We start from the raw sequence: 18,801 nt of genomic DNA on the forward strand, positions 1-18,801 counted from the left end.
GGCCCGGTTCACCAAGCCGGCGACCGGGAAATCTCATTCAGCGGACGCTTCCGCGTCCGCATCGTGGATTCTGTGACCCGCGGCACTCTCGCGACGCTGCGAGGGCCGGGCCGGACGTGAAGGACCCCCCGCACACCCACCAGAGCTCACTTACCCTTGCTGCCTTCCGGCCCTGGGGGAGTTCGGCGAGATGGTGCCGCACGAGGGGTCTGCCCGACAGCCTAACCGAGACCCCGCCCCGTCCCGAAACCGGCGGCAGCGACACGGCGGAGACAGGTAGAGACCGCCGTCACCCCCGCAGGATTCGGAGCCACGGCAGGGTGTCGGCTATTCTTCTGGGGCTGCCCGCGCAGGATGCGGGTCGCGCTCCAGGAGGATTCGCCTAGCGGCCTATGGCGCACGCTTGGAAAGCGTGTTGGGTTCACGCCCTCGGGGGTTCGAATCCCCCATCCTCCGCCGGACCGAAGGGCCCGCACCGCACGGTGCGGGCCCTTCGTCGTCTCGGGCCCCGTCTCGCGCCGACCAGGCGGTTGCCATCGGTTTCGGCTCCCGTCGCGGCCTATTTCGGTAGCAACCGCCTGGTCGGCGTCCCAGGATGGCCGGATGGACCGCACGTTCGACGAGCTCGTCGCCGAGGCCGACGCCGCACCGATGGCCGGCTGGGACTTCACCTGGCTGGAGGGTCGCGCCACCGAGGAGCGGCCCAGCTGGCGCTACTCCCGGCTGCTGCACGAGCGGCTCGGCACGGTCGACGCCGCGCTCGACCTGCAGACCGGCGGCGGCGAGGTGCTCGCCGCGGCGCCGTCGCTCCCCCGCCTGCTCGTCGCCACCGAGGGCTGGCCGCCCAACGTCGCCGCCGCGTCGAGGCTGCTGCACCCGCTCGGGGTCGCCGTCGTCGCGCACGACGACGCCGTCACGACCGAGCATCCGGACGGCACCCCGCTTCCTTTCGCCGACGGCGCGTTCGACCTCGTCACCAGCCGGCACCCGGTCGTCCCACGCTGGGCGGAGATCGCGCGCGTGCTGCGTCCCGGCGGGACGTACCTGGCGCAGCACGTCGGGCCGGCGAGCGTCTTCGAGCTGGTCGAGTTCTTCCTCGGCCCCCAGCCCGACGACGTCCGGCGCGGCCGCGACCCGGAGGACGAGGTGACCGCCGCCCGCGCCGCCGGGCTCGAGCTCGTCGACCTGCGGGCCGAGCACCTGCGGATCGAGTTCCACGACGTCGGCGCCGTCGTCTGGTTCCTGCGCAAGGTGGTGTGGATGGTGCCGGGCTTCACGGTCGACGCGTACCGGACCGAGCTGCGCGACCTGCACGAACGGATCGTCGCCGACGGCCCGTTCGTCGCGCACTCGGCCCGGCACCTGGTGGAGCTGCGCCGGTAGCGCCGGTCAGGACAGGGCCGGCACCGCGAGCTCGACCAGCTCGTCCGCCTGCTCCACGAACCACTGCCCGGCGGGCGGGTCGACCATGCCGCGCTCCGGGTCGAGCGGGCCGCCGGTGCCGCGGAAGCACTGGCCGTCGGACTCGCCGGGCACCTTGATCCACAGGTAGGCGTCGACCAGCGGCTCGCCCGTGTCCAGCGTGGGCCGCGCCCCCAGGCCGCGCCCGGGCGGGTTGCACCAGTCCTCGGCGTCGGAGTAGGTGTTCTCGGACGTCGTCGGGTCCCACGGCCCCTGTCCGTTGCGCGAGGTGTCGACGACGAACGACGTCGTGGGCCGCACGTCACCGAGCTGCTCGGCGTACCGCGAGTCCACGCCCGCCGTGCTCAGCGCCGGGTCGACGGCGTCCGCGGACCACCGCCCGTACGGGGACATCTCCACGCCCGACCACCCGTTCGCCGGGCCGCCGTTCCAGTACTGGTTCCCGCAGTCGCCGAACGCCCCGCCCACCTCGGTGACGAGCGCGAGGCACGACGAGATCCAGCGCCCGTACGCCTCGGAGTTCTCGGTGTACTGGTAGTTCGAGGCGTTGAGGAAGAACCCGTCCGCCCGCTCGACGCCCGCCTTGAGGAGGCGGTCGGTGTTGTCGCCCACGTTGAGCCACTTGCTGTTGCCCGCGTCGAGGTAGACCTTCGTGCCCGGCAGCGCGCCCAGGGTGTCCACCGCGTGGTTGAGCATGGCGAACCGCTCCGCCGCGGCCGTCTCCGGGTCCGCCTCCGCCGGCTGGCACCACTCCTGGTTGCCCTCGACGGTGGTGTACCAGGGGATGATGCCGAGCCCGTCCGGCTCGAGGATCACGACCGCCTGCTTGTTGCCGATCCCGCGCGCGAACCCGTCGATCCACGCCGTGTACTCGGCGAGCGACGTGGCGCCGCCCGCGGAGTACTGCGCGCAGTCGCGGAACGGGAGGTTGTAGGCGACCAGCACGGGGATCGCCTTGTCGGCGTGGGCGTGCACGACGACGTCCTTGACGTCCTGCTTCACCTCGCGCGGCGTGCCGCCGGTGAACCACGTCGCCGAGGGGATGCCCGCGAGCGCGAGCGCGTCGTCGCGCGCGTCCCCCGTCAGGCCGAGCTCCTCGACGTGGCCGATCGTCGAGCTGTCCGGGTCGACCCACAGCTGCGGGTCCGACGGCGGGGGTGGCGACGCGGACGCCGAGAGGCCGCTCAGGGCCAGGCCGGCAGCCGCGGCGAGGACGAGCGCCGCCCTGGCCGCCGTCGGGACGGAGGGGCGACGAGAGGAACCGAGGACCATGGCGATCTCCTTCGATCGGTGCCGGCCGGCGCTCCGGATGAGAGCGCTCCCACGCTGGTGCGGGTCCCAGCCTGCCACGCGGCGGCGTCCACGAAAAGGGCGGGCCTTCCCCACCGGCAGCCGCCGTCCGTGACGGGATCGTGACGGGATCGTGTCCGTATCGCGAGGCAACATCGCGGCCGGTCACAGGCCCGCCCCTACGATGGCAGCCATGATCTTCAAGGCCGTGGGGGACGGCCGTCCCTACCCCGACCACGGGCACGTCACCGCCAAGGACTGGGTGGACGTGCCGCCACGCCAGGTGCGCCTCGACGAGCTCGTCACCACCAAGCGCACGCTGGACCTCGACCACCTGCTCGCGGAGGACTCGACGTTCTTCGGCGACCTCTTCGCCCACGTGGTGGAGTACCAGGGCGTGCTGTACCTGGAGGACGGGCTGCACCGCGCCGTGCGGGCCGCCCTCCAGCAGCGTCCCGTGCTGCACGCCCGGGTGCTCGTGCTCCGGTGAGTCCCGCCACGACCGGTGGCGCTCCCGCGAACGATCCCCCGAACTCGGGTAGTTTCTTCGCGTGACATCACCTGCCCCTGACCCGGTCCGCGAGACGCGCCGCAAGCGCGAGCACGAGCGGCAGGCCGTGGTCTTCGGGCTCCTCGTGGCGTTCCTGCTGCTCGCCGGCCTGGCGGCCGCCGCGATGTACTCGGGCGCGTTCAGCTCACCCTTCTCCCGGCCCATCTACACGCCCGCGGCAGAGGCGACGCAGCCCGAGCCCTGCCTGCCCCAGGTCAAGGGCCAGCCGGACGGCGCCCTGCCCGTGCCCTACTCCGACGTCAAGGTGCGGGTCTACAACGCCGCCGACGGCGCCTCGCCCTTGGCCGGCGCGAACGAGGACGCGCTCAGCGAGCGCGGTTTCGACGTCGTCGACACCGGCAACTGGCAGGGGATCAAGATCCAGCAGTCCGAGGTGCGGTTCGGCACCAAGGGCATCACCCGCGGCTACACCCTCGCGGCCCAGTACCCCGACGTCCGCCTCGTGCTCGACGACCGCAAGGGCGCCACGGTCGACCTGCTCGTGGGCGAGGAGTACAGCCCGCCCCTCAACCCGGACGACGTGCTGCTGGACGCCGAGACCCCGATGAAGGACGTCGAGGGCTGCGTGCCCGCCAGCGAGATCACGCCGATCGCCCAGGTGGTCCAGTCCAAGGAGTAGTCCGGACCACCCGGGGCGCGCGTCAGTCCGTCGCCTCGGCGGCGGCGGGCGCCGACGCCGGCGAGGCCGGCTCCTGGCCGGTGCCGCGCCACCGCGCGATGGCCCGCATGCCGTGGTAGATCACCAGCGCGGAGGCGGTGCCGATCGCGATGCCCTCGAAGGTGAGGTCCCCGGCCGAGAACGTGAAGTTCGCGATGCCGATGATCAGCGGGACGGCGGCCGTGGTGAGGTTCACCGGGTTGCCGAAGTCGACCCTGCCCTGCACCCAGATCCGCGCGCCGAGGATGCCGATCATGCCGTAGAGCATCGTCGTCGCCCCGCCGAGCACGCCCGCCGGGATGGTGGCGATGAGCGCCCCGAACTTGGGCGACATCGACAGCAGCAGCGCGGTGACCGCGGCCACCCAGTAGGCCGCCGTCGAGTACACGCGCGTCGCGGCCATGACGCCGATGTTCTCGGCGTACGTCGTGGTTCCGGAGCCGCCGCCGACGCCCGCGAGGGTAGTGGCCAGGCCGTCGCTGAACAGCGCCTTGCCGGCGACGTCGTCGAGGTTCTTGCCCGTCATCGCAGCGACCGACTTCACGTGTCCCACGTTCTCGGCGACGAGCACCAGCACCACGGGGACGAAGAGGCCCAGCACCGCCGGCTCGAACGTCGGCGTGACGAAGTGCGGGAAGCCGAACCAGTCGGCCGAGAGGACCGCGTCGAAGCTCACCTGGCCCTGGAGCAGCGCGGCGACGTAGCCGATCACCACGCCGACCAGGATCGACAGGCGGCCGACGATGCCCTTGAACAGGACGGTGACGAGGATGATCGCCGCGAGCGTGATCGTCGCCGTGAGCGGCGCGGCGCGGAACCCGCTGTCGCACGCCTGGACGATCTCGCCGTCGACGACGGACTCCGTGCAGGTGCCCCACGCCGCCGGGGCCAGGTTGAGGCCGATGAGCGCGACGATCGTGCCCGTCACGACCGGCGGCATGACGACGTCGATCCACCGCGCGCCCGCGAAGTGCACCAGGGCGCCGATCGCCGCGAGCACGAGGCCCGTGACGAGGATGCCGCCCACGGCCACCGACTCGCCGTGCGACGCCGTCGCGGCCGTGATCGGCGCGATGAAGGCGAAGCTCGACCCCAGGTAGCTGGGCAGCCGGTTGCGCGTGATCAGCAGGAACAGCGCCGTGCCGATCGCCGAGAAGAACAGCGTCGTCGCGGGCGAGAACCCCGTGATCAGCGGCACGATGAACGTGGAGCCGAACATGGCCACCACGTGCTGCATGCCGATGCCGATGGTGCGCGGCCAGCTCAGCCGCTCGTCGGGGGCGACGACGTCGCCGGGGGCGACGTGCCTGCCGTCACCGTGCTTGGTCCAGCCGAGGCTCATGGTGCTCCGTCCGTCGGGCCCGGGTGCGGGCCGCCGTGCTCACCGCTGTCGCTCGCCCGTGAACGTCCGGTGAAGATTGCCGCCGCACAGCGTACTGGCCCCGCACCGCCCCCGGTTCACCCCCGCGGCAGCCGGTGCCCCACCAGCGCGAGGTTCTGGATCGTGGCGAGGCTGCACTGGGCGGCGTCGTTCGTGGACAGCGTCCGCGCCTCGTCGATCCGCACCAGGGTCTCGGGCGGCAGCACCGGCACGGGGTGGAAGGCCTCCTCCCCCATGAACTCCCCGCCCCGGAAGTAGGCGCGCCACGCGAGTTCGGCCAGGCCGTCCTCACCGAGGTGCGCCGCCGCGTACGCGGCGAGGCGGGAGTGCGCCTGCTCGAGGTTCGTGCCCGAGGGCGCGACGCCGAGCTCGGCCTCCTGCTCCTCCGGCGTCGCGAGGTACAGCCGGCAGTACTGCAGCCATGCCTCCTTGAAGCCGGGCGCGTCGACGAGGCCCGCGTCGACCAGCGACACGAGCTCCGAGCAGATCTCCACCAGCCCGAAGACGGCGGACAGGTGCGAGACGGTGACGCGGTCGCGGTCGGTGGCGAACCGGCCGGTGGCCAGGTCGTACAGCGCCTCGCCCGTGAAGAAGCCGTGCTTCAGCGCGCCGATGTCGGTCATCGTGCCGACCAGCCGGTCGCGCGACCGCTCGTTGCCCGTCGCCTCCCAGTCCGCGAGCCACGTGGCGGCCAGGGCGCTCCAGTCGGTGCCGAGCCCGACGGCGAGGGCCTCGGGCCGCGGGCGGTAGGTGGCGGCGTCGGGCCGCACCTTGCGCGTCGGGTCGAGCCCGAGGAAGTTCCGGTCGGAGTCGCGCAGCTCGAGCATGAGGTCGCGGGTGTGCTCGTCACCGGTGAGGAAGTAGTGCGGCCTCCGGTACGCCGGCGTCGAGATGCGCACCTGCTTGGCGCTGCACCCCCAGTGCTGCACGTTGTGCCGGCTGCCCAGGCCCTGCCAGGGGCCCGCGTGGTAGACGTCCACGTCCCCCGTGTGCCGGGTCATGCGCTCGGCGAGCCGGAACACGTCGGCCCGGCCGGTGCGCAGGAACGACGTCCACAGCCACAGGTCCGGGGACAGCTCGGAGTTGTCCCACGCGTAGCCGCCCACGTCGTAGCGCCACACGTGCCGGTCGGGGTCGTAGGCGTGCATGACGTCGCCGTAGTTCCAGAACCCGTACCAGGACCGCTGGTCCACCTGGCCGACGTAGAAGTCGAGCATGGTGGCGAGCCGGTCCTCGAGCACCGCCCGCTCGGGCGTGCCCCGGTCCACGAGGTCCCAGTCGCCGAGCACGTGGGCGGCATGCAGCGCCTCGGGCGTCGGCACGAGCTGGGGCCGGACGGCGGTGCCCGCGGCGAGGCGGGCGAGCGCGTCGGCGTCGGGGGTCGCGCCGAACGCGGTGACGGTGAGCTCGTGGGTGCGGCCGATGCCGTGCGCGTTCCCGAACCCGGGCTCGTAGTCCTCGTACGTGATCTCGAGGGCGTCGAGCTGGTCGTCGTACGTGTCCTGGCCGAGGCCGTCGTGGTAGAAGCGCAGGTCCATCGGCGGGGCGTCGGGCGACCAGAGCCAGGTCGTGAGGGAGCCGACGTCGGACGTCGCGCGCTCGACGTCGATCCCCGTCGGGTGCGACTGCCAGAACCCGGTGAGCCCGACGGCGAGGCCGCCGCCCGTGTCCCCCAGGTAGCCCAGACCCTCGGACCGCGTGCCCTGCGCGACGTCGATCCACGGCCGGTCCGGCGCCGTGCGCTTGTGCACGGTGAAACCGTTCGCGGACAGCTGCCGCAGCGACCAGGACTCCCAGGTCGGCACCCAGCGCAGCCGGCCGGAGACGCGCTCGTCCCACTCGGCGAGCGGCGGGGTGGCGCGGCCCGCCACCTGGGCCGCGCGCACCTCCTCGCCCGGGTCCCGGCGCAGCCCGGTCACGCCCTGCACCGCCTCGCGCACCAGGCCGCCATCGGCCCCCGCGAGGCGCACGTGCCGGTCGTACGCCGCGGCGCGCAGCGGGACGTCGAAGCGCAGGCCGAGCGACGAGAGGAAGTCGCGCTCGGGGTCGCCGTCCCACACGAACGAGTGCACGAGCCGGAACGTCGGCGCCCCGGCCGCGAGCACCAGCCGCAGCGCGAACGGCAGCCAGGCGGGCGCGCCGTCCTCGTGGGCCCGGTCGACGTCCCGGTGCACGCCGCTCACCCGCACGACGGCGCGCACCGGGCCGGCCTGCTCCACGACGACGTCGCGCACCACGCCCACGGACTCGCGCCGCGCCCGGTGGTCGGGCTCGGGCCGGTCCTGGCGGCTGGACACCAGCCGGCCGGCGCGCGCCACCTCGACGCCCCCGACCCGCACCGACCGCAGGACGTCCGGCCCGGAGCGCCCCACCACGACCGTGCACGCGCCCGTGTCCACGACGACCTCGTCGGCGTGCTCCGTCACCGTGACCGCGGGCCCTGCTCCGTCCTGCGCGCCGTCCTGCGCGTCCTCCGGGTCGGCGACCACGCGGTACGCCGCGCTGGGCGGCGTCGCCGCCCCCAGCGCGACGCCGGACCACTTCACGCTGCCGTCGGGCCAGGTCGCGAGGGGCCACGTCTGCGCGGGGACGGCGCGGCCCCAGGCGTCCACGACGGCGAGCGCCGCGGCGTCGCGCACCACGCCCGGGCGGAACGGGACGCCGCAGGTGACACCGCCGACCGTGAGGTCCGGCGCGACGTCGTCGAGCCAGCGCAGCGGGACGTCGACCGCCCGCGGGGCGTCGGCGGGATCGGCAGGGTGGACGGCGGTGGCGGTGGTCATGACAGCGGGGTCACCTCGAGGTTGCGGTAGTGGGCGACGAGCGGGGCCATCTGCCGGAAGCCGATCCGGCCGGCGCCCAGCGGCGCGTCGTCGTGGAACGTGAAGAGGGTGAGGTCGTCGATCGCGAAGGCGACGTCCGCGCCGCGCTTGGTGACGCGCACGCGGTAGTGCCCGTCGGCGTCCTCGGGGCCGGGCAGCGGGTCGGCGCCCTGCGCGACGAGCCGGAAGCCGGGGCTCTTGCGCAGGTTGCAGGTGCGGAACCGCTTCTCGGACGCCCACTTGCGGCGCAGGTAGGACACGTGGAGCGTCGACACGTCGCCCGAGTGGTACTGCGGGTAGTACCCGGTGCGCTCGGCGAGCGACGGGTCGAAGAGGTCGCGCCCCTCGGTGCCGGTCGCGGCGAAGAACAGCATCGCGAGCCCGTCGCCGGCGAGCGGCCGGAAGTCCCACGCGACCTCGACGTCCGCCGGGAACACCTCCGGGCACCAGTAGGTGAAGTGCGCGTGGTCCCCGCGGCCGTCGGCCACGAGCGCGGCCTCGTCCGCCGTGCTGCGCAGCACCAGGCCGTCGTCGCGGTGCTCGACGCCCACCGGGCCCTCCGCGACCCACCCGGCGAGGTCGCCGGGTGCGGCCAGGGCGTTGCGGTAGGTCCCCTCCACCAGGGACGTCGTCACGGCTGCATCACCCACGCCCCGAGCGGCTCATCGGCGTCGTGCGCGCCGTCGAGGGACGCCAGGGCTTCGCCGACGTAGCGCGCGACCGCGCGCGCCCCCGCCGTCGTGAAGTGGGTGTTGTCCTTGGCCAGCGAATCGTCGACGGGCAGGCCCGCCGCCGCGGCGGCGCCGTGCGGGAAGAGCGCCGCCGACGCGTCGCGGCCCAGCCACCCGTACAGCCAGCGGGTGAACGCGGTGAGGTCGAGCACCGGCACGTCGAGATCGTGCCCGAGGGCCCGGACCGCGGCGGGGTACGGCCCGTGCGACCAGCGCAGGGCGGCGTCGTCGCCGGCGCCGTCGTAGAGGCGGCGCTCGACGCTGGTGGCCAGCACCGGCCGGGCCCCGTTCGCGCGCGCCTCCGCGACGAACTGCGCGAGCCGGTCCGTGTACCCGCCCTCGGCGGCGAGCTCGTCCGGCTCCTTCTGGTCGTTGTGGCCGAACTGGATCACCACCGTGTCGCCGGGCCGCAGCTCGGCGAGCAGCTTCTCCCAGCGCCCCTCGGCCCGGAACGACGCCGTGGTGGCCCCGCCGATCGCGTGGTTGCGCACGACGTCGTCCGTGAACGGGGCCAGCTCGTCGCCCCAGCCCAGCAGGGGGACCTGCGGGTACCCCGAGGTGCGGCCGTCGTCGGTGGGGGCGACGGTCGAGTCGCCCGCGAGGTGGATCGTCATGTCAGCCCTTCACGCTCCCGATCAGCATGCCCTTGGCGAAGTGCTTCTGGAGGAACGGGTAGGCCAGCAGCACGGGGATGGTGGCCACGATGACCACCGCGAACTTGATGCCCTGCGCGGGCGGGGGCAGCTCGGCGCCCATGTCCTGCGCGGACAGCGACGCCGACGCGGTGACCTGCCGCAGGAACATCTGCAGGGTCCACATGTCCTGGTCGTTCAGGTACAGCAGCGGGGACATGTAGTCGTTCCAGATGCCGACGGCGTAGAACAGCGCGAACGTCGCGAGCACCGGCTTGGACAGCGGGATCACGACGTGGCGCAGGATCTGCAGCTCGTGCGCGCCGTCGATCTTGGCGGACTCCTCCAGCTCCTGCGGCAGCTGCTGGAAGAAGTTCTTGATGATGATCAGGCTGAACGGGTTGATCGCCATCGGCAGGATCAGCGCCCAGTACGTGTCGAGCAGGCCGAGCTGCTTGACCACCAGGAACGTGGGGATCATGCCCGCGGAGAACACCATCGTGAACACGACGACGGTCATGATGGTGCGCCGCCCGGGCAGGTCGACCTTCGACAGCGGGTAGGCCATCAGCGCCGTGAGGGCGAGCTGGACGAGCGTGCCGACCAGGGTCACGACGACGGTCGTGACGAACGCCCGCACGAACGCGTCCGAGGACAGGATCGAGGCGTAGGAGTCGGTCGTGAACTCACGGGGCCACAGGAAGAACGGCCGCGTGGTGATCTCCAGCTCGGTCGCGAACGACCCGGCCAGCACGTACAGGAACGGCAGCAGCGCGAGCAGTCCGACAGCGACGAGCATGACGACGTTGACGACGTCGAACGCCCGACCCGCGCGGGTGTTGAACCGCTGGTGCTGGGTGGACGGCTTCGAGGCCCGCCGGGCGCGGGGCGACGACGTGGGCGTGGGTACGACGGTCCCGGTGGTCTGGGTCGTGGCCATCAGAAGATCCCCTGCTGGTTGAAGCGCTTGGCGAGCCAGTTGGTGCCGAAGATCAGCACCAGCCCGACGATCGCCTTCGACAGGCCCACCGCGGTGGAGTAGGAGTACGCGCCCTGCTGGATGCCGGTGAAGTACACGTACGTGTCGAACACGTCCGCGACCGTGCGGTTCAGGGCGTTCGACATCAGGTAGATCTGCTCGAACCCGGTGTTGAGGATCTCGCCGGTCTGCAGGATGAGCATCACGATGATCGTCGGCCGGATGGCGGGCAGCGTGATGTGCCAGGTGCGCTGCCAACGACCCGCGCCGTCGATCACGGCGGCCTCGTACTGCTCCTGGTCCACGCTGGCCAGCGCGGCGAGGAAGATGATCGTGCCCCACCCGGTGGACTTCCAGATCGTCTGCAGCAGGATCAGCGGGCGGAACCAGTCCGGGTCGGCCAGGTAGTTCGTCTCCGTGCCCGTGAGCCCGTCCAGGAAGGACGACAGCGGGCCCGTGCCGATCGCGAACAGCAGCGCGGTCAGCGACACCACCACGGTCCAGGACAGGAAGTGCGGGATGTAGACCAGCGTCTGCACGGTGCGCTTGAGCACCGACAGGCGGACCTCGTTGAGCAGCAGCGCCAGCACGATCGTCAACGGGAACGCGACGAACAGGCTCAGGGCCGCCAGGATCAGCGTGTTGCCCAGCAGCCGCGGGAAGTCGGGGTTGGAGAAGAACTCCTGGAAGTGGTGCCAGCCCACCCACTCCGAGCCCTGGATCCCCAGGAACGGCACGTAGTTCTTGAACGCGATCTGCGCGCCCCACATCGGCCAGATGCGGAACAGCAGGAAGTACAGGATGCCCGGCAGCATCATCACCAGCAGCCACCGGTAGCGCACCACCCGGGCCCAGCCGCGGTGCGGCCGGCGGGGCGCGGGAGGGGCGGCGGGCGCGGGCGTGCCGGCCTGCTCGACGTCGACGACGGCGGTCATCGCAGCCTCCTTCTCGGACGGGGTGCGGGGCCGGGCACCGAGGCCCGGCCCCGCACCGGAGGGGATCAGCCGAGCTGGCCGTAGAGCTCGTTCATCTCGGCCGTGACCGCGTCACCGCCGCTGGACTTCCACTGCGCGATCGCCGCGTCGAGCCCCGCCTCGTCGATCTGCCCGCTGATGTACTGGATGCGGGCGTCGGCGATGACCTGGTCCAGCTGCACGCCGTTGGTCATGTACGTCTCGGAGACGAGCGCCGCCCCGGGGTTGAAGACCGCCTTCTCGAGGTCCTTGGCCTGCAGGTCCGCGCGCTCCTTCTCGAGCTCGGCGTCGTACTCCGTCTCCGGCTTCGGCTTGTAGGCCTCGTAGCCGGCCACGTTGGTGCCGATCTGGGCCCACGAGCCGCTGACCAGGTCCGTGTAGTCCTGCTTCGACTCGTCGTTGACCACGAAGCCGTCCTCGACCGTGAAGTTGTCGCCCTCGATGCCGTTGTTCTCGAGGATCTGGCCCTCGGTGCTGCTCAGCTCGTTCAGCGCGGTGAGCACCTGCTTGAGCTGCTCCTCCGTCTGCACCGACGCCTTCGGCACGGCGAGGAAGCCGCTGTAGCCCGGCGTCGGGAGCGCGAAGTCGCCGTTCGGCCCGGCGATGTTGCCCTGGAGCGCGACGAACTGGTCGTACGTCTTCGGGTCCTTGTCCTTGAACAGGCCCGCCAGCTGCGACGCGCGCGACTGGACGTCGATGATGATGCCGCCCTTGCCGTTGAGGAACGGCTCGTTCCACTGCGTGGAGCCGTCCATCGTGGCGTAGTCCTTGTTGACGTAGCCGTTGTCGATGAGCTGCTTCTCGTAGTCCAGCGCCTGCTTCCACTCCGGGGTGGTGAACGACGGGATCAGCTTGCCGCCCTCGTCCTTCCACACGTTGCCCGCGCCGAACCAGGTCTCGATGGCGTCGTAGGGGCTGCCCGTGCCGATCGACGCACCCCAGGCGGGGATGATCATCCCGTAGGTGTCGTCCTTGCCGTTGCCGTCGGGGTCGTCCTCGGTGAACGCCTTGGCGAGCGCCATGAGCTCGTCGGTGTTCGTGGGCTCCTCGAGGCCGAGGTTCTTCAGCCAGTCCTTGCGGATGGTGATGGACGTGCGCACGACGTCGCGGGCCCGGTACACGCCGTAGACCTTGCCGTTGACGCTCGAGGCCTGCTGGACGTCGGGGTTCTCCGTGACGAGGTTCGGGTAGTCACCGGACGCCAGGTACTCGGTGAGGTCCCAGAACCCGCCGGCCTCCGCCGTCTGCACGAAGCCCTGGCTCTTCTGCTGGATCACCATGACATCGGGGATCTCGTCGCCGGCGAGCACCACGTTGGTGCGGTCGCCGTACTCGGCGTTCGGCACCCACTGCATGTCGAGGTCCAGGCCCGCCAGCTCGGAGAGCTTCGCGCCCACCGGGTCGTCGTCCGCCGGCGGCGTCGTCGAGAAGTACGGCGCCATGATCGAGAGCGAGTCGAGCGCCTCGCCGCCACCGCCGTCGCCGCCGTCGCCGGAGCCGCCGCTGCCGCAGGCCGTGAGCGCGAGGCTCCCGACCGCGAGGAGGGCCAGGGGAGCCAGCCGTCGTGTGCGCATGGTGTTCCTTTCGTGGGAGTGCACGTCGTCGTTCACTCGTCGAGGGGGTCGGTGGCCGCCGGATCGCCGAGGTGGCGGTCGTTGGCGGCGTAGAAGGACAGGCAGAGGGCCGTGCACAGGTACGCCCACGCGCCGATCGAGACGACGGGCAGGAGGCCGGGCACGAACGCGGTGACGACGCCGACCAGCGCCGTCGTCGCCGCGAGCAGGAGGGGCGCGCCGGGGAAGCGCAGCAGGAACGACCAGGCCAGGCGCGGCACGTCGCCGCGGCGCAGGTCGTAGTGGGCGTCCATGGTCAGCGCGAGCAGCAGGTGCACCACGCCGAGGCCGGCGACGACGGCGAGGGCGACCCGCAGCACCGTCGGGGCGTCGTCGAGCACCAGGAGGCTCGTGCCGGTGAGGGCGACGGCCAGCAGGCCGGGCGCCGCGAGGAGGTTGGCGCGGCCGAAGCCGGAGGCCCAGGCGCTGACGAAGACACGCGCGGCGCGCTGGGTGTCGCCCCGCAGCCGCGTGCGGCTGACGACGGTCGCCGCCGCCAGCGCGGGCGCGACGCCGAGCACCACGCCCCCGGCGAGAGTGCCCACGAGGATCAGGAGGTTGACCAGGCCCAGGAACGCGAGGGTGTCGACCCAGCCGAACCACCGGTCGAGCCGGGCGCCGCCGTCGCGGGGGCCCACCGGCGCGGTCGCGACGCCGGCGCGTGCGGTGCCCTCGTGTGCCATGGCCCGGTCCCATCTCCGTCGATGTCCGGGCACGTGTGGGCCCGGTCAGCCTCCGGGAGGGCGGCGTCGCCGACCCGGTGCGGGAAAGCGATTCCCCGCGTTGAATGGATTCACCGTAGGGCTCGGGACTTCACCCGTCAACATGCGTCTGCAACGTTGAGGTCACGATCGCGCCGAGGTAGTCCAGAACCCGCCGAGGTAGTCACGATCACGCCGAGGTAGTTAAGAACTCGCCGAGGTAGTTCGAGACCTCCGCGAGGACGCCGTGGCCAGAACTACCTCGGGAAGGATCCGACTACCTCGCGGGCCCCAGGACTACCTCGGGAAGGATCCGACTACCTCGCGGGCCCCAGGACTACCTCGGAAGGATCCGACTACCTCGCCGGCCCCAGGGACTATCTCGCCATGGATCCGACTACCTCGCGGAGGTTCGGGACTACCTCGGCGGTCGGGAGGCGTGCGCCAGGAGCCAGGCCAGGAGGTAGGCACGGGTGTTCCCGTCGTCGATGCGCTCGTCGGGCAGGTCGCGGGCCACGTCGAGCGCCGCGGCGGCGTCCTCCGGCCCGGCCAGCGCGGCGTACACGAGCAGCTGGTCGCCGAACATCACGTCCCACGACGCGGGGTCCTCGCGCGGACCCGCGAGCGCCTCGTCGAGGTTGGCGCGGATGCGGTCCGGGTCCCCGCCGAGGTAGGTCGCGACCGGCTGGGCCGGCAGCACGAGGATCCCGAGCATCGCGCTCGGCTCGGCGCTGAACCACGTGGCCCAGTCCCGCTTGCCGCCCCACACGAGCGACGTCACCTGGTGGCCGAAGCCTTCCACGGCGGGGTCGTCCCGGTCGAAGTCGGTCCAGTAGGCGCGCGCCGAGGCGGCCTCCGCGCCGAGCATCCACCGCGCCTGCTCCTCGAGCCCGGCGTCCCCTGTCGCCTGCGCCCACAGGGCCAGCCCGTTCCAGGCCGAGACGGCCTCGGACGCCGACTCCTGGTTGTTGCCGTCGGCGAACGGCGCGTACCCGGACGCCCACGAGTGGCCGGCGTAGACGTCGAACACGCGCAGCGCGGGCATCCCGCCCACCCCGGTGCCCGAGGCGATGTCCGCGGCGAGCAGGTCCAGCACGGGCGCGAGGTCGGCGGCGAGCGCCGGGTCGTCGGCCGCCACCACCCCCGCCGCGTACAGGAAGTACCCGTAGTGGAAGTGGTGGTCGTTGGCCTCCTCCGAGCCGAATCCCGGCACCTTCCCGACCACGGTCGCCAGCACCGGGTCGTGCACGAAGCAGCGCTCGGCGCGGCGCGCGCAGCCGTCGGGCTCGGCCCACTCCCGGAGCCGTTCCTCGAGCCCCGACCGCAGCGGCCCGGCCACGTCCTCCAGCCCGAGACCGTCGGCGAGGGTGAGCAGGGTGGCGTCCCGGGCCAGGGCCTTGCCGCCGAAGTACGTGTCGGACGGCGCCTCCAGCGTCCCCGCCTCGACGGCGGCAGCGTCGGCGCGCACCTGGTCGGCGAGCTCGGCGCGCGCGTCGTCGTCCAGGACCGACAGGTCGAGCCGGCCGGCCGGCTCGACGGCCGGGCTCGACCAGCCGAGGGTCGACGCCGTGCACACGTCGACCGTGCCGTGCACGGTCGCGTACGTGCCGAGGTCGCAGGCGGCCCCCGTGGAGTCCGCCTGGTGCGGCATGCGGACGACGGCGGTCGGCCCGCCGTCCGCGGTCGCGTAGGTCAGCGCGGTGCTCACGCCGTCCTCCCCCGCGCCGTACGCGGCGGTCACCTCGGTCACGGGCCGCGAGGCCGCCTCGACCAGGGTGCCCACCGCGGCACCCGACGCCCCGTCCGGCACCGGGAACCACGCGACGGACTCGCCCGCGGCGAGCGTGAGGACGCGCCCGTCGCCGGAGAGCCCCGCGCCGGGGTCGTCGGCGCCGCCCGGACCGACGAGGACGTGCTCGCGGTCGAGCACCTCGGTCGACGCGCGACCGTCCGCGACGGTGAACGCCTCGGTCATCGCGACGTCGTGGTCCGTCGCCGCCGTGTACCGCAGCACGGGAGATCCCTCCACGATCCGCAGGTGCCCGAGCGCCGCGCCGGCGCCGTCGCGCAGCTCGACCGTCACGGACGCGACGTCGTACGCCGACACCACCGCCGACGCGGCGCCGACGTCCGCGCCCACCTGCGGGTCGAACGGGCCCAGGATCGAGGTCCCGGTCACCTGCACCTGCGGCAGCCCGTAGGCGAACCCGCCCCCGGTCAGCGCGACCGCGAGCGGCATCGGGAACACGGGTTGCGGCGAGTCGCCGAGCGCCAGGCTGGAGAACCACCGGTTGGTGGGCGGGGCCAGGCCGTCGACGAGTCGCGTCGTCGGCGTGGCCGCGACCTGCTCCCGGGGCAGCAGCGACAGGTCGACGTCGGGCGCCGCGAGGCTCTCCTCCGGCGCGGGGGCGTCGGCGGGGGCCGCGGCGTCCTCCCCGGCGGGTGCCGTCCCGCCGAGGACGCCGCAGCCCGACAGCGCCAGAGTCACGGCCAGGACCGCCGCCGGCGCACCGCGGACCGGCGCCGGCACGCGCCTCGTCCACGCCCCCGGCCCGGAGCGGGCCCGCCCGGGCGGCCTCACAGGCCCACCCGGCGCAGGAACTGGCTGAACGAGGCGTCCACGCCGGCGAGCGGGCCGTCGTCGTGCAGCTCGATCACGGCGGTGACCGGGGTGCCGGCCATGACGAGCCCGTGCTCGGCGCCGCGCACCAGGCCGGCGCTGGAGACCGTCACGGTCGCCTCCGCCTGGTTCTTCGTGTTCTGCACGGCCACCGCCTCGACGACCCCGCCGACCTCGGTCTGGTTGGGCAGCACCACCGTGACCGTGGCGCCGTCGCGGATGCGGGCGAAGTCGGCCGGGTCGAGCACCAGCCTCGCGTCGACGAACAGCGAGCCCTGGCGCTCGACGGTGGCGAGCACCTCCCCCGACTGCGCGAACGCCCCCTGGGCCACGGCCACGTCGGTGACGACGCCGTCGGCGGGGGCGACCACGGTCATCGTGCCGTCGTCGGCCACCTCGTAGGCGCCGCCCTCCCGGCTGACGAGGCCGACGGCCAGGTCGTGCTGGAGCGTGAGGCTGCGCAGCACCAGCAGGGGGTCGCCGGCGCGCACCTCGTCCCCCTCCTCGACGAGCGCCTCGGCCACCGTGCCGGCGTAGTCGGTGCCGACGTCGAGCGTCTCGGCGGCGATGGTCGCGGCCGACGACGTGGCCTGCGCCTCGCGACGGTTCATGACCAGGGTGAGCACGGCGCACAGCAGCACCACGCCGAGCAGGCCTCCCACGAGGCGCAGGCGGTTGGTCCAGGTCATACGGCACCTCCGAGGGACGGGACGGCGGCGCGTGCGCGGCGCGACTCGCGCAGCGCGGTGACGACGAACGCACCGAGGATGACCGTGTTGGTGAGGTTCCAGGCCAGCGCCAGGCTGGGCAGCGGGTCGTCGCCCCACTCCTTCCAGACGCCGACGGCTGACGTCAGCAGGAGGAACGCGAAGCACAGCACCTGCGGCAGCATGAAGTTGAACGGTGACTCGGCCCGGCCGGCGCGGCCGGTGACGTGCCAGGCCTGCTCCTTGCCGGTGAGGGCGTTCCACAGGGCCCTGGTGTAGATCGGGAACGACACCGACGCGAGCATCAGCACCTCCCACCGGAACGACCCGAGGGTGAAGAACGCGATCGCGATCTGCATCCCGTAGAAGCCCAGGTAGTACAGCAACCAGGTGCTCGGCGAGATCGTGAGGTCCATCGGCGTGAGGTCCAGGTAGATCTGCAGCGGCGGCACCAGCAGCAGCACCAGGGGCGCGATGCCCGACAGGTAGTGCGTGGCCGTGACCGTGTACTGCAGGCGCTGGTCGAGCGTGAGGCGCCGCCGCGGGCTCAGCGGGTTGCGCTGGAGCATGATCTCGAAGCCACCGGTGGCCCAGCGCAGCTGCTGCTTGGTGTACGCCTCGACGGTCTCGGGGGTGTCGCCGACGGCGAGGACGGTCGGGATGTAGACGGTGCGCCAGCCCCGCTCGTGCAGCAGGAGCGACGTCCACACGTCCTCCGACTTGGAGTCCGTGTACATGCCGCCGATGTCGTCGACCGCCGCCCGGCGGAAGATCACGTTGGTGCCCACGCAGAAGGCCGCGTTGAAGCGGTTCCGGCCGGGCTGCACGAAGCGGTAGAACACGGCCTGCATGTAGCCGGCGCCGCGCGAGATGAGGTTGTCGAGGTTCCCGTACGCCTGCGGCGTCTGCACGAAGGCGACGTCGTCGGACACGAAGAACGGGACCGTCTCGACCAGCAGCTCCGGCCTGGCGACGAAGTCGGCGTCGAGGATGACGAAGAAGTCACCCTTGGCGATCGTCAGCGCGTGGTTGACGTTGCCGGCCTTGGCGCCGTGGCTCGACAGCCGGCGCACGTAGCGCGCGCCGAGGGTGGCGGCCAGGTCGCGCACGTCGTCGGAGCGGCCGTCGTCGAGCACCCAGGTGCGGTGCCGGCCGCGCAGGGCGACGGCGGCGCGCACCGTGCGCGCGATCGTGTCGAGGCTCTCGCCGTACGTCGTGATGAAGACGTCGACGGTCACCGGTCTGTCGTGCAGGTACAGGGTCCAGCGCGTGGGGTCGTCCTCGGCCTCGTCCCGCACGATCTCGGGCAGGTCGAACAGGCGGTCCTGCGCGTGGTGGAAGGAGAAGCCGCGCGGGTCGTAGCCGCTGGAGAGCACGGTCCACATCGCGAGGAGCGCCTGCACGACGAGGATGGTCTCGGCCGTGATCACCATGACGTACGGCAGCGCGTCCCCGCGGTTGGCGGGGTTGAGCAGGAAGACGGCGTAGGCCACGACGCCGAGCGTCGCGAGCAGCATGATCAGGGCGAGCGACGGCGACCGCGAGGCGGCGTTCTCGCCCCTCGGCGGGGCGGTGGGGCGCGACGGCTCTGAGCGGAGCTGGCCGTGGGGGCGCGACCGGACGTGCTCGGTGCGGCGCGGGGTGACGACGAGACGGTCGAACTCGGAGACGGACATGGCGTGTCCTCCGGGCGGGGCGCG

At 72.6% G+C, this 18,801-nt stretch carries 15 protein-coding genes, 1 tRNA gene and 1 other RNA gene; 4 read left to right on the forward strand and 13 right to left on the reverse strand.

Features of this window, described 5'->3' with window-relative positions:
* Nucleotides 1-116: 116 nt before the first annotated feature.
* Nucleotides 117-213, reverse strand: an RNA gene (ffs, locus tag ABZ493_RS03575) — signal recognition particle sRNA small type.
* 158 nt (nt 214-371) lie between these two features.
* On the opposite strand from ffs, the gene ABZ493_RS03580 reads away from it, so the two are divergent.
* Both ABZ493_RS03580 and ABZ493_RS03585 read left to right on the forward strand, forming a co-directional pair.
* Nucleotides 372-456 (forward strand) — tRNA-Ser (locus tag ABZ493_RS03580).
* 147 nt (nt 457-603) lie between these two features.
* A complete protein-coding gene (locus ABZ493_RS03585) occupies nt 604-1,383 on the forward strand; it encodes a class I SAM-dependent methyltransferase (protein ID WP_430580807.1) in 780 nt (259 codons plus the stop codon).
* A gap of 6 nt (nt 1,384-1,389) precedes the next feature.
* On the opposite strand, the gene ABZ493_RS03590 is transcribed toward ABZ493_RS03585, so the two are convergent.
* Nucleotides 1,390-2,694: a glycoside hydrolase family 6 protein gene (locus tag ABZ493_RS03590; RefSeq protein ID WP_430580808.1), complete on the reverse strand. Its 1,305-nt coding sequence runs from the start codon at nt 2,692-2,694 to the stop codon at nt 1,390-1,392.
* Nucleotides 2,695-2,905: 211 nt separating this feature from the next.
* Here ABZ493_RS03590 and ABZ493_RS03595 point away from each other — a divergent pair, with 211 nt between their 5' ends.
* Complete coding sequence (locus ABZ493_RS03595) at nt 2,906-3,202, forward strand: type II toxin-antitoxin system VapB family antitoxin (protein WP_380320948.1); 297 nt, start codon at nt 2,906-2,908, stop codon at nt 3,200-3,202.
* 61 nt (nt 3,203-3,263) lie between these two features.
* The gene (locus ABZ493_RS03600) at nt 3,264-3,902 is read left to right on the forward strand and encodes a LytR C-terminal domain-containing protein (RefSeq protein ID WP_430580809.1); all 639 of its coding nucleotides are present in this window, start codon (nt 3,264-3,266) and stop codon (nt 3,900-3,902) included.
* Between the two features lie 22 nt (nt 3,903-3,924).
* On the opposite strand, the gene ABZ493_RS03605 is transcribed toward ABZ493_RS03600, so the two are convergent.
* The 11 genes from ABZ493_RS03605 to ABZ493_RS03655 all read right to left on the reverse strand — a co-directional run bounded on the left by ABZ493_RS03605 (nt 3,925) and on the right by ABZ493_RS03655 (nt 18,777).
* Nucleotides 3,925-5,283, reverse strand: coding sequence for a solute carrier family 23 protein (locus ABZ493_RS03605; RefSeq protein ID WP_430580810.1), 1,359 nt, complete (start codon nt 5,281-5,283; stop codon nt 3,925-3,927).
* A gap of 116 nt (nt 5,284-5,399) precedes the next feature.
* Nucleotides 5,400-8,105, reverse strand: a complete 2,706-nt coding sequence (locus tag ABZ493_RS03610; protein WP_430580811.1) for a Tat pathway signal sequence domain protein — start codon at nt 8,103-8,105, stop codon at nt 5,400-5,402.
* Nucleotides 8,102-8,779 (reverse strand): DUF1961 family protein, encoded by a 678-nt coding sequence (locus ABZ493_RS03615; protein WP_430580812.1) that lies wholly within the window; start codon nt 8,777-8,779, stop codon nt 8,102-8,104. The genes ABZ493_RS03610 and ABZ493_RS03615 overlap by 4 nt, the downstream gene beginning before the upstream one ends.
* A complete protein-coding gene (locus ABZ493_RS03620; protein ID WP_430580813.1) occupies nt 8,776-9,489 on the reverse strand; it encodes a rhamnogalacturonan acetylesterase in 714 nt (237 codons plus the stop codon). Before ABZ493_RS03620 ends, ABZ493_RS03615 begins: the two co-directional genes overlap by 4 nt.
* Nucleotide 9,490: 1 nt before the next feature.
* Complete coding sequence (locus tag ABZ493_RS03625) at nt 9,491-10,447, reverse strand: carbohydrate ABC transporter permease (RefSeq protein WP_430580814.1); 957 nt, start codon at nt 10,445-10,447, stop codon at nt 9,491-9,493.
* A complete protein-coding gene (locus tag ABZ493_RS03630; protein ID WP_429766572.1) occupies nt 10,447-11,421 on the reverse strand; it encodes an ABC transporter permease in 975 nt (324 codons plus the stop codon). Before ABZ493_RS03630 ends, ABZ493_RS03625 begins: the two co-directional genes overlap by 1 nt.
* Before the next feature lie 65 nt (nt 11,422-11,486).
* The gene (locus ABZ493_RS03635; RefSeq protein WP_430580815.1) at nt 11,487-13,034 is read right to left on the reverse strand and encodes an extracellular solute-binding protein; all 1,548 of its coding nucleotides are present in this window, start codon (nt 13,032-13,034) and stop codon (nt 11,487-11,489) included.
* A gap of 32 nt (nt 13,035-13,066) precedes the next feature.
* Entirely contained in the window at nt 13,067-13,756 is a 690-nt protein-coding gene (locus ABZ493_RS03640; protein WP_430580816.1) for a DUF624 domain-containing protein, read from the reverse strand.
* A 436-nt stretch (nt 13,757-14,192) separates the two neighbouring features.
* Nucleotides 14,193-16,262, reverse strand: a complete 2,070-nt coding sequence (locus ABZ493_RS03645; RefSeq protein ID WP_430580817.1) for a glycosyl hydrolase — start codon at nt 16,260-16,262, stop codon at nt 14,193-14,195.
* Between the two features lie 89 nt (nt 16,263-16,351).
* The gene (locus tag ABZ493_RS03650) at nt 16,352-17,083 is read right to left on the reverse strand and encodes an HlyD family secretion protein (RefSeq protein ID WP_430580818.1); all 732 of its coding nucleotides are present in this window, start codon (nt 17,081-17,083) and stop codon (nt 16,352-16,354) included.
* Entirely contained in the window at nt 17,080-18,777 is a 1,698-nt protein-coding gene (locus tag ABZ493_RS03655; RefSeq protein WP_430580819.1) for a glycosyltransferase, read from the reverse strand. Before ABZ493_RS03655 ends, ABZ493_RS03650 begins: the two co-directional genes overlap by 4 nt.
* Nucleotides 18,778-18,801: the final 24 nt, after the last annotated feature.

The organism is Isoptericola sp. NPDC019482 (genome assembly GCF_040632295.1).
Classification (GTDB): domain Bacteria; phylum Actinomycetota; class Actinomycetes; order Actinomycetales; family Cellulomonadaceae; genus Isoptericola.

Excerpts from the sequence above, each read along its gene's own strand:
- ABZ493_RS03585 (WP_430580807.1), top strand. The coding sequence starts at position 604 with ATGGACCGCACGTTCGACGAGCTCGTCGCCGAGGCCGACGCCGCACCG.
- ABZ493_RS03590 (WP_430580808.1), bottom strand. The coding sequence starts at position 2,694 with ATGGTCCTCGGTTCCTCTCGTCGCCCCTCCGTCCCGACGGCGGCCAGG.
- ABZ493_RS03595 (WP_380320948.1), top strand. The coding sequence starts at position 2,906 with ATGATCTTCAAGGCCGTGGGGGACGGCCGTCCCTACCCCGACCACGGG.
- ABZ493_RS03605 (WP_430580810.1), bottom strand. The coding sequence starts at position 5,283 with ATGAGCCTCGGCTGGACCAAGCACGGTGACGGCAGGCACGTCGCCCCC.
- ABZ493_RS03610 (WP_430580811.1), bottom strand. The coding sequence starts at position 8,105 with ATGACCACCGCCACCGCCGTCCACCCTGCCGATCCCGCCGACGCCCCG.
- ABZ493_RS03620 (WP_430580813.1), bottom strand. The coding sequence starts at position 9,489 with ATGACGATCCACCTCGCGGGCGACTCGACCGTCGCCCCCACCGACGAC.
- ABZ493_RS03625 (WP_430580814.1), bottom strand. The coding sequence starts at position 10,447 with ATGGCCACGACCCAGACCACCGGGACCGTCGTACCCACGCCCACGTCG.
- ABZ493_RS03630 (WP_429766572.1), bottom strand. The coding sequence starts at position 11,421 with ATGACCGCCGTCGTCGACGTCGAGCAGGCCGGCACGCCCGCGCCCGCC.
- ABZ493_RS03635 (WP_430580815.1), bottom strand. The coding sequence starts at position 13,034 with ATGCGCACACGACGGCTGGCTCCCCTGGCCCTCCTCGCGGTCGGGAGC.
- ABZ493_RS03640 (WP_430580816.1), bottom strand. The coding sequence starts at position 13,756 with ATGGCACACGAGGGCACCGCACGCGCCGGCGTCGCGACCGCGCCGGTG.
- ABZ493_RS03650 (WP_430580818.1), bottom strand. The coding sequence starts at position 17,083 with ATGACCTGGACCAACCGCCTGCGCCTCGTGGGAGGCCTGCTCGGCGTG.
- ABZ493_RS03655 (WP_430580819.1), bottom strand. The coding sequence starts at position 18,777 with ATGTCCGTCTCCGAGTTCGACCGTCTCGTCGTCACCCCGCGCCGCACC.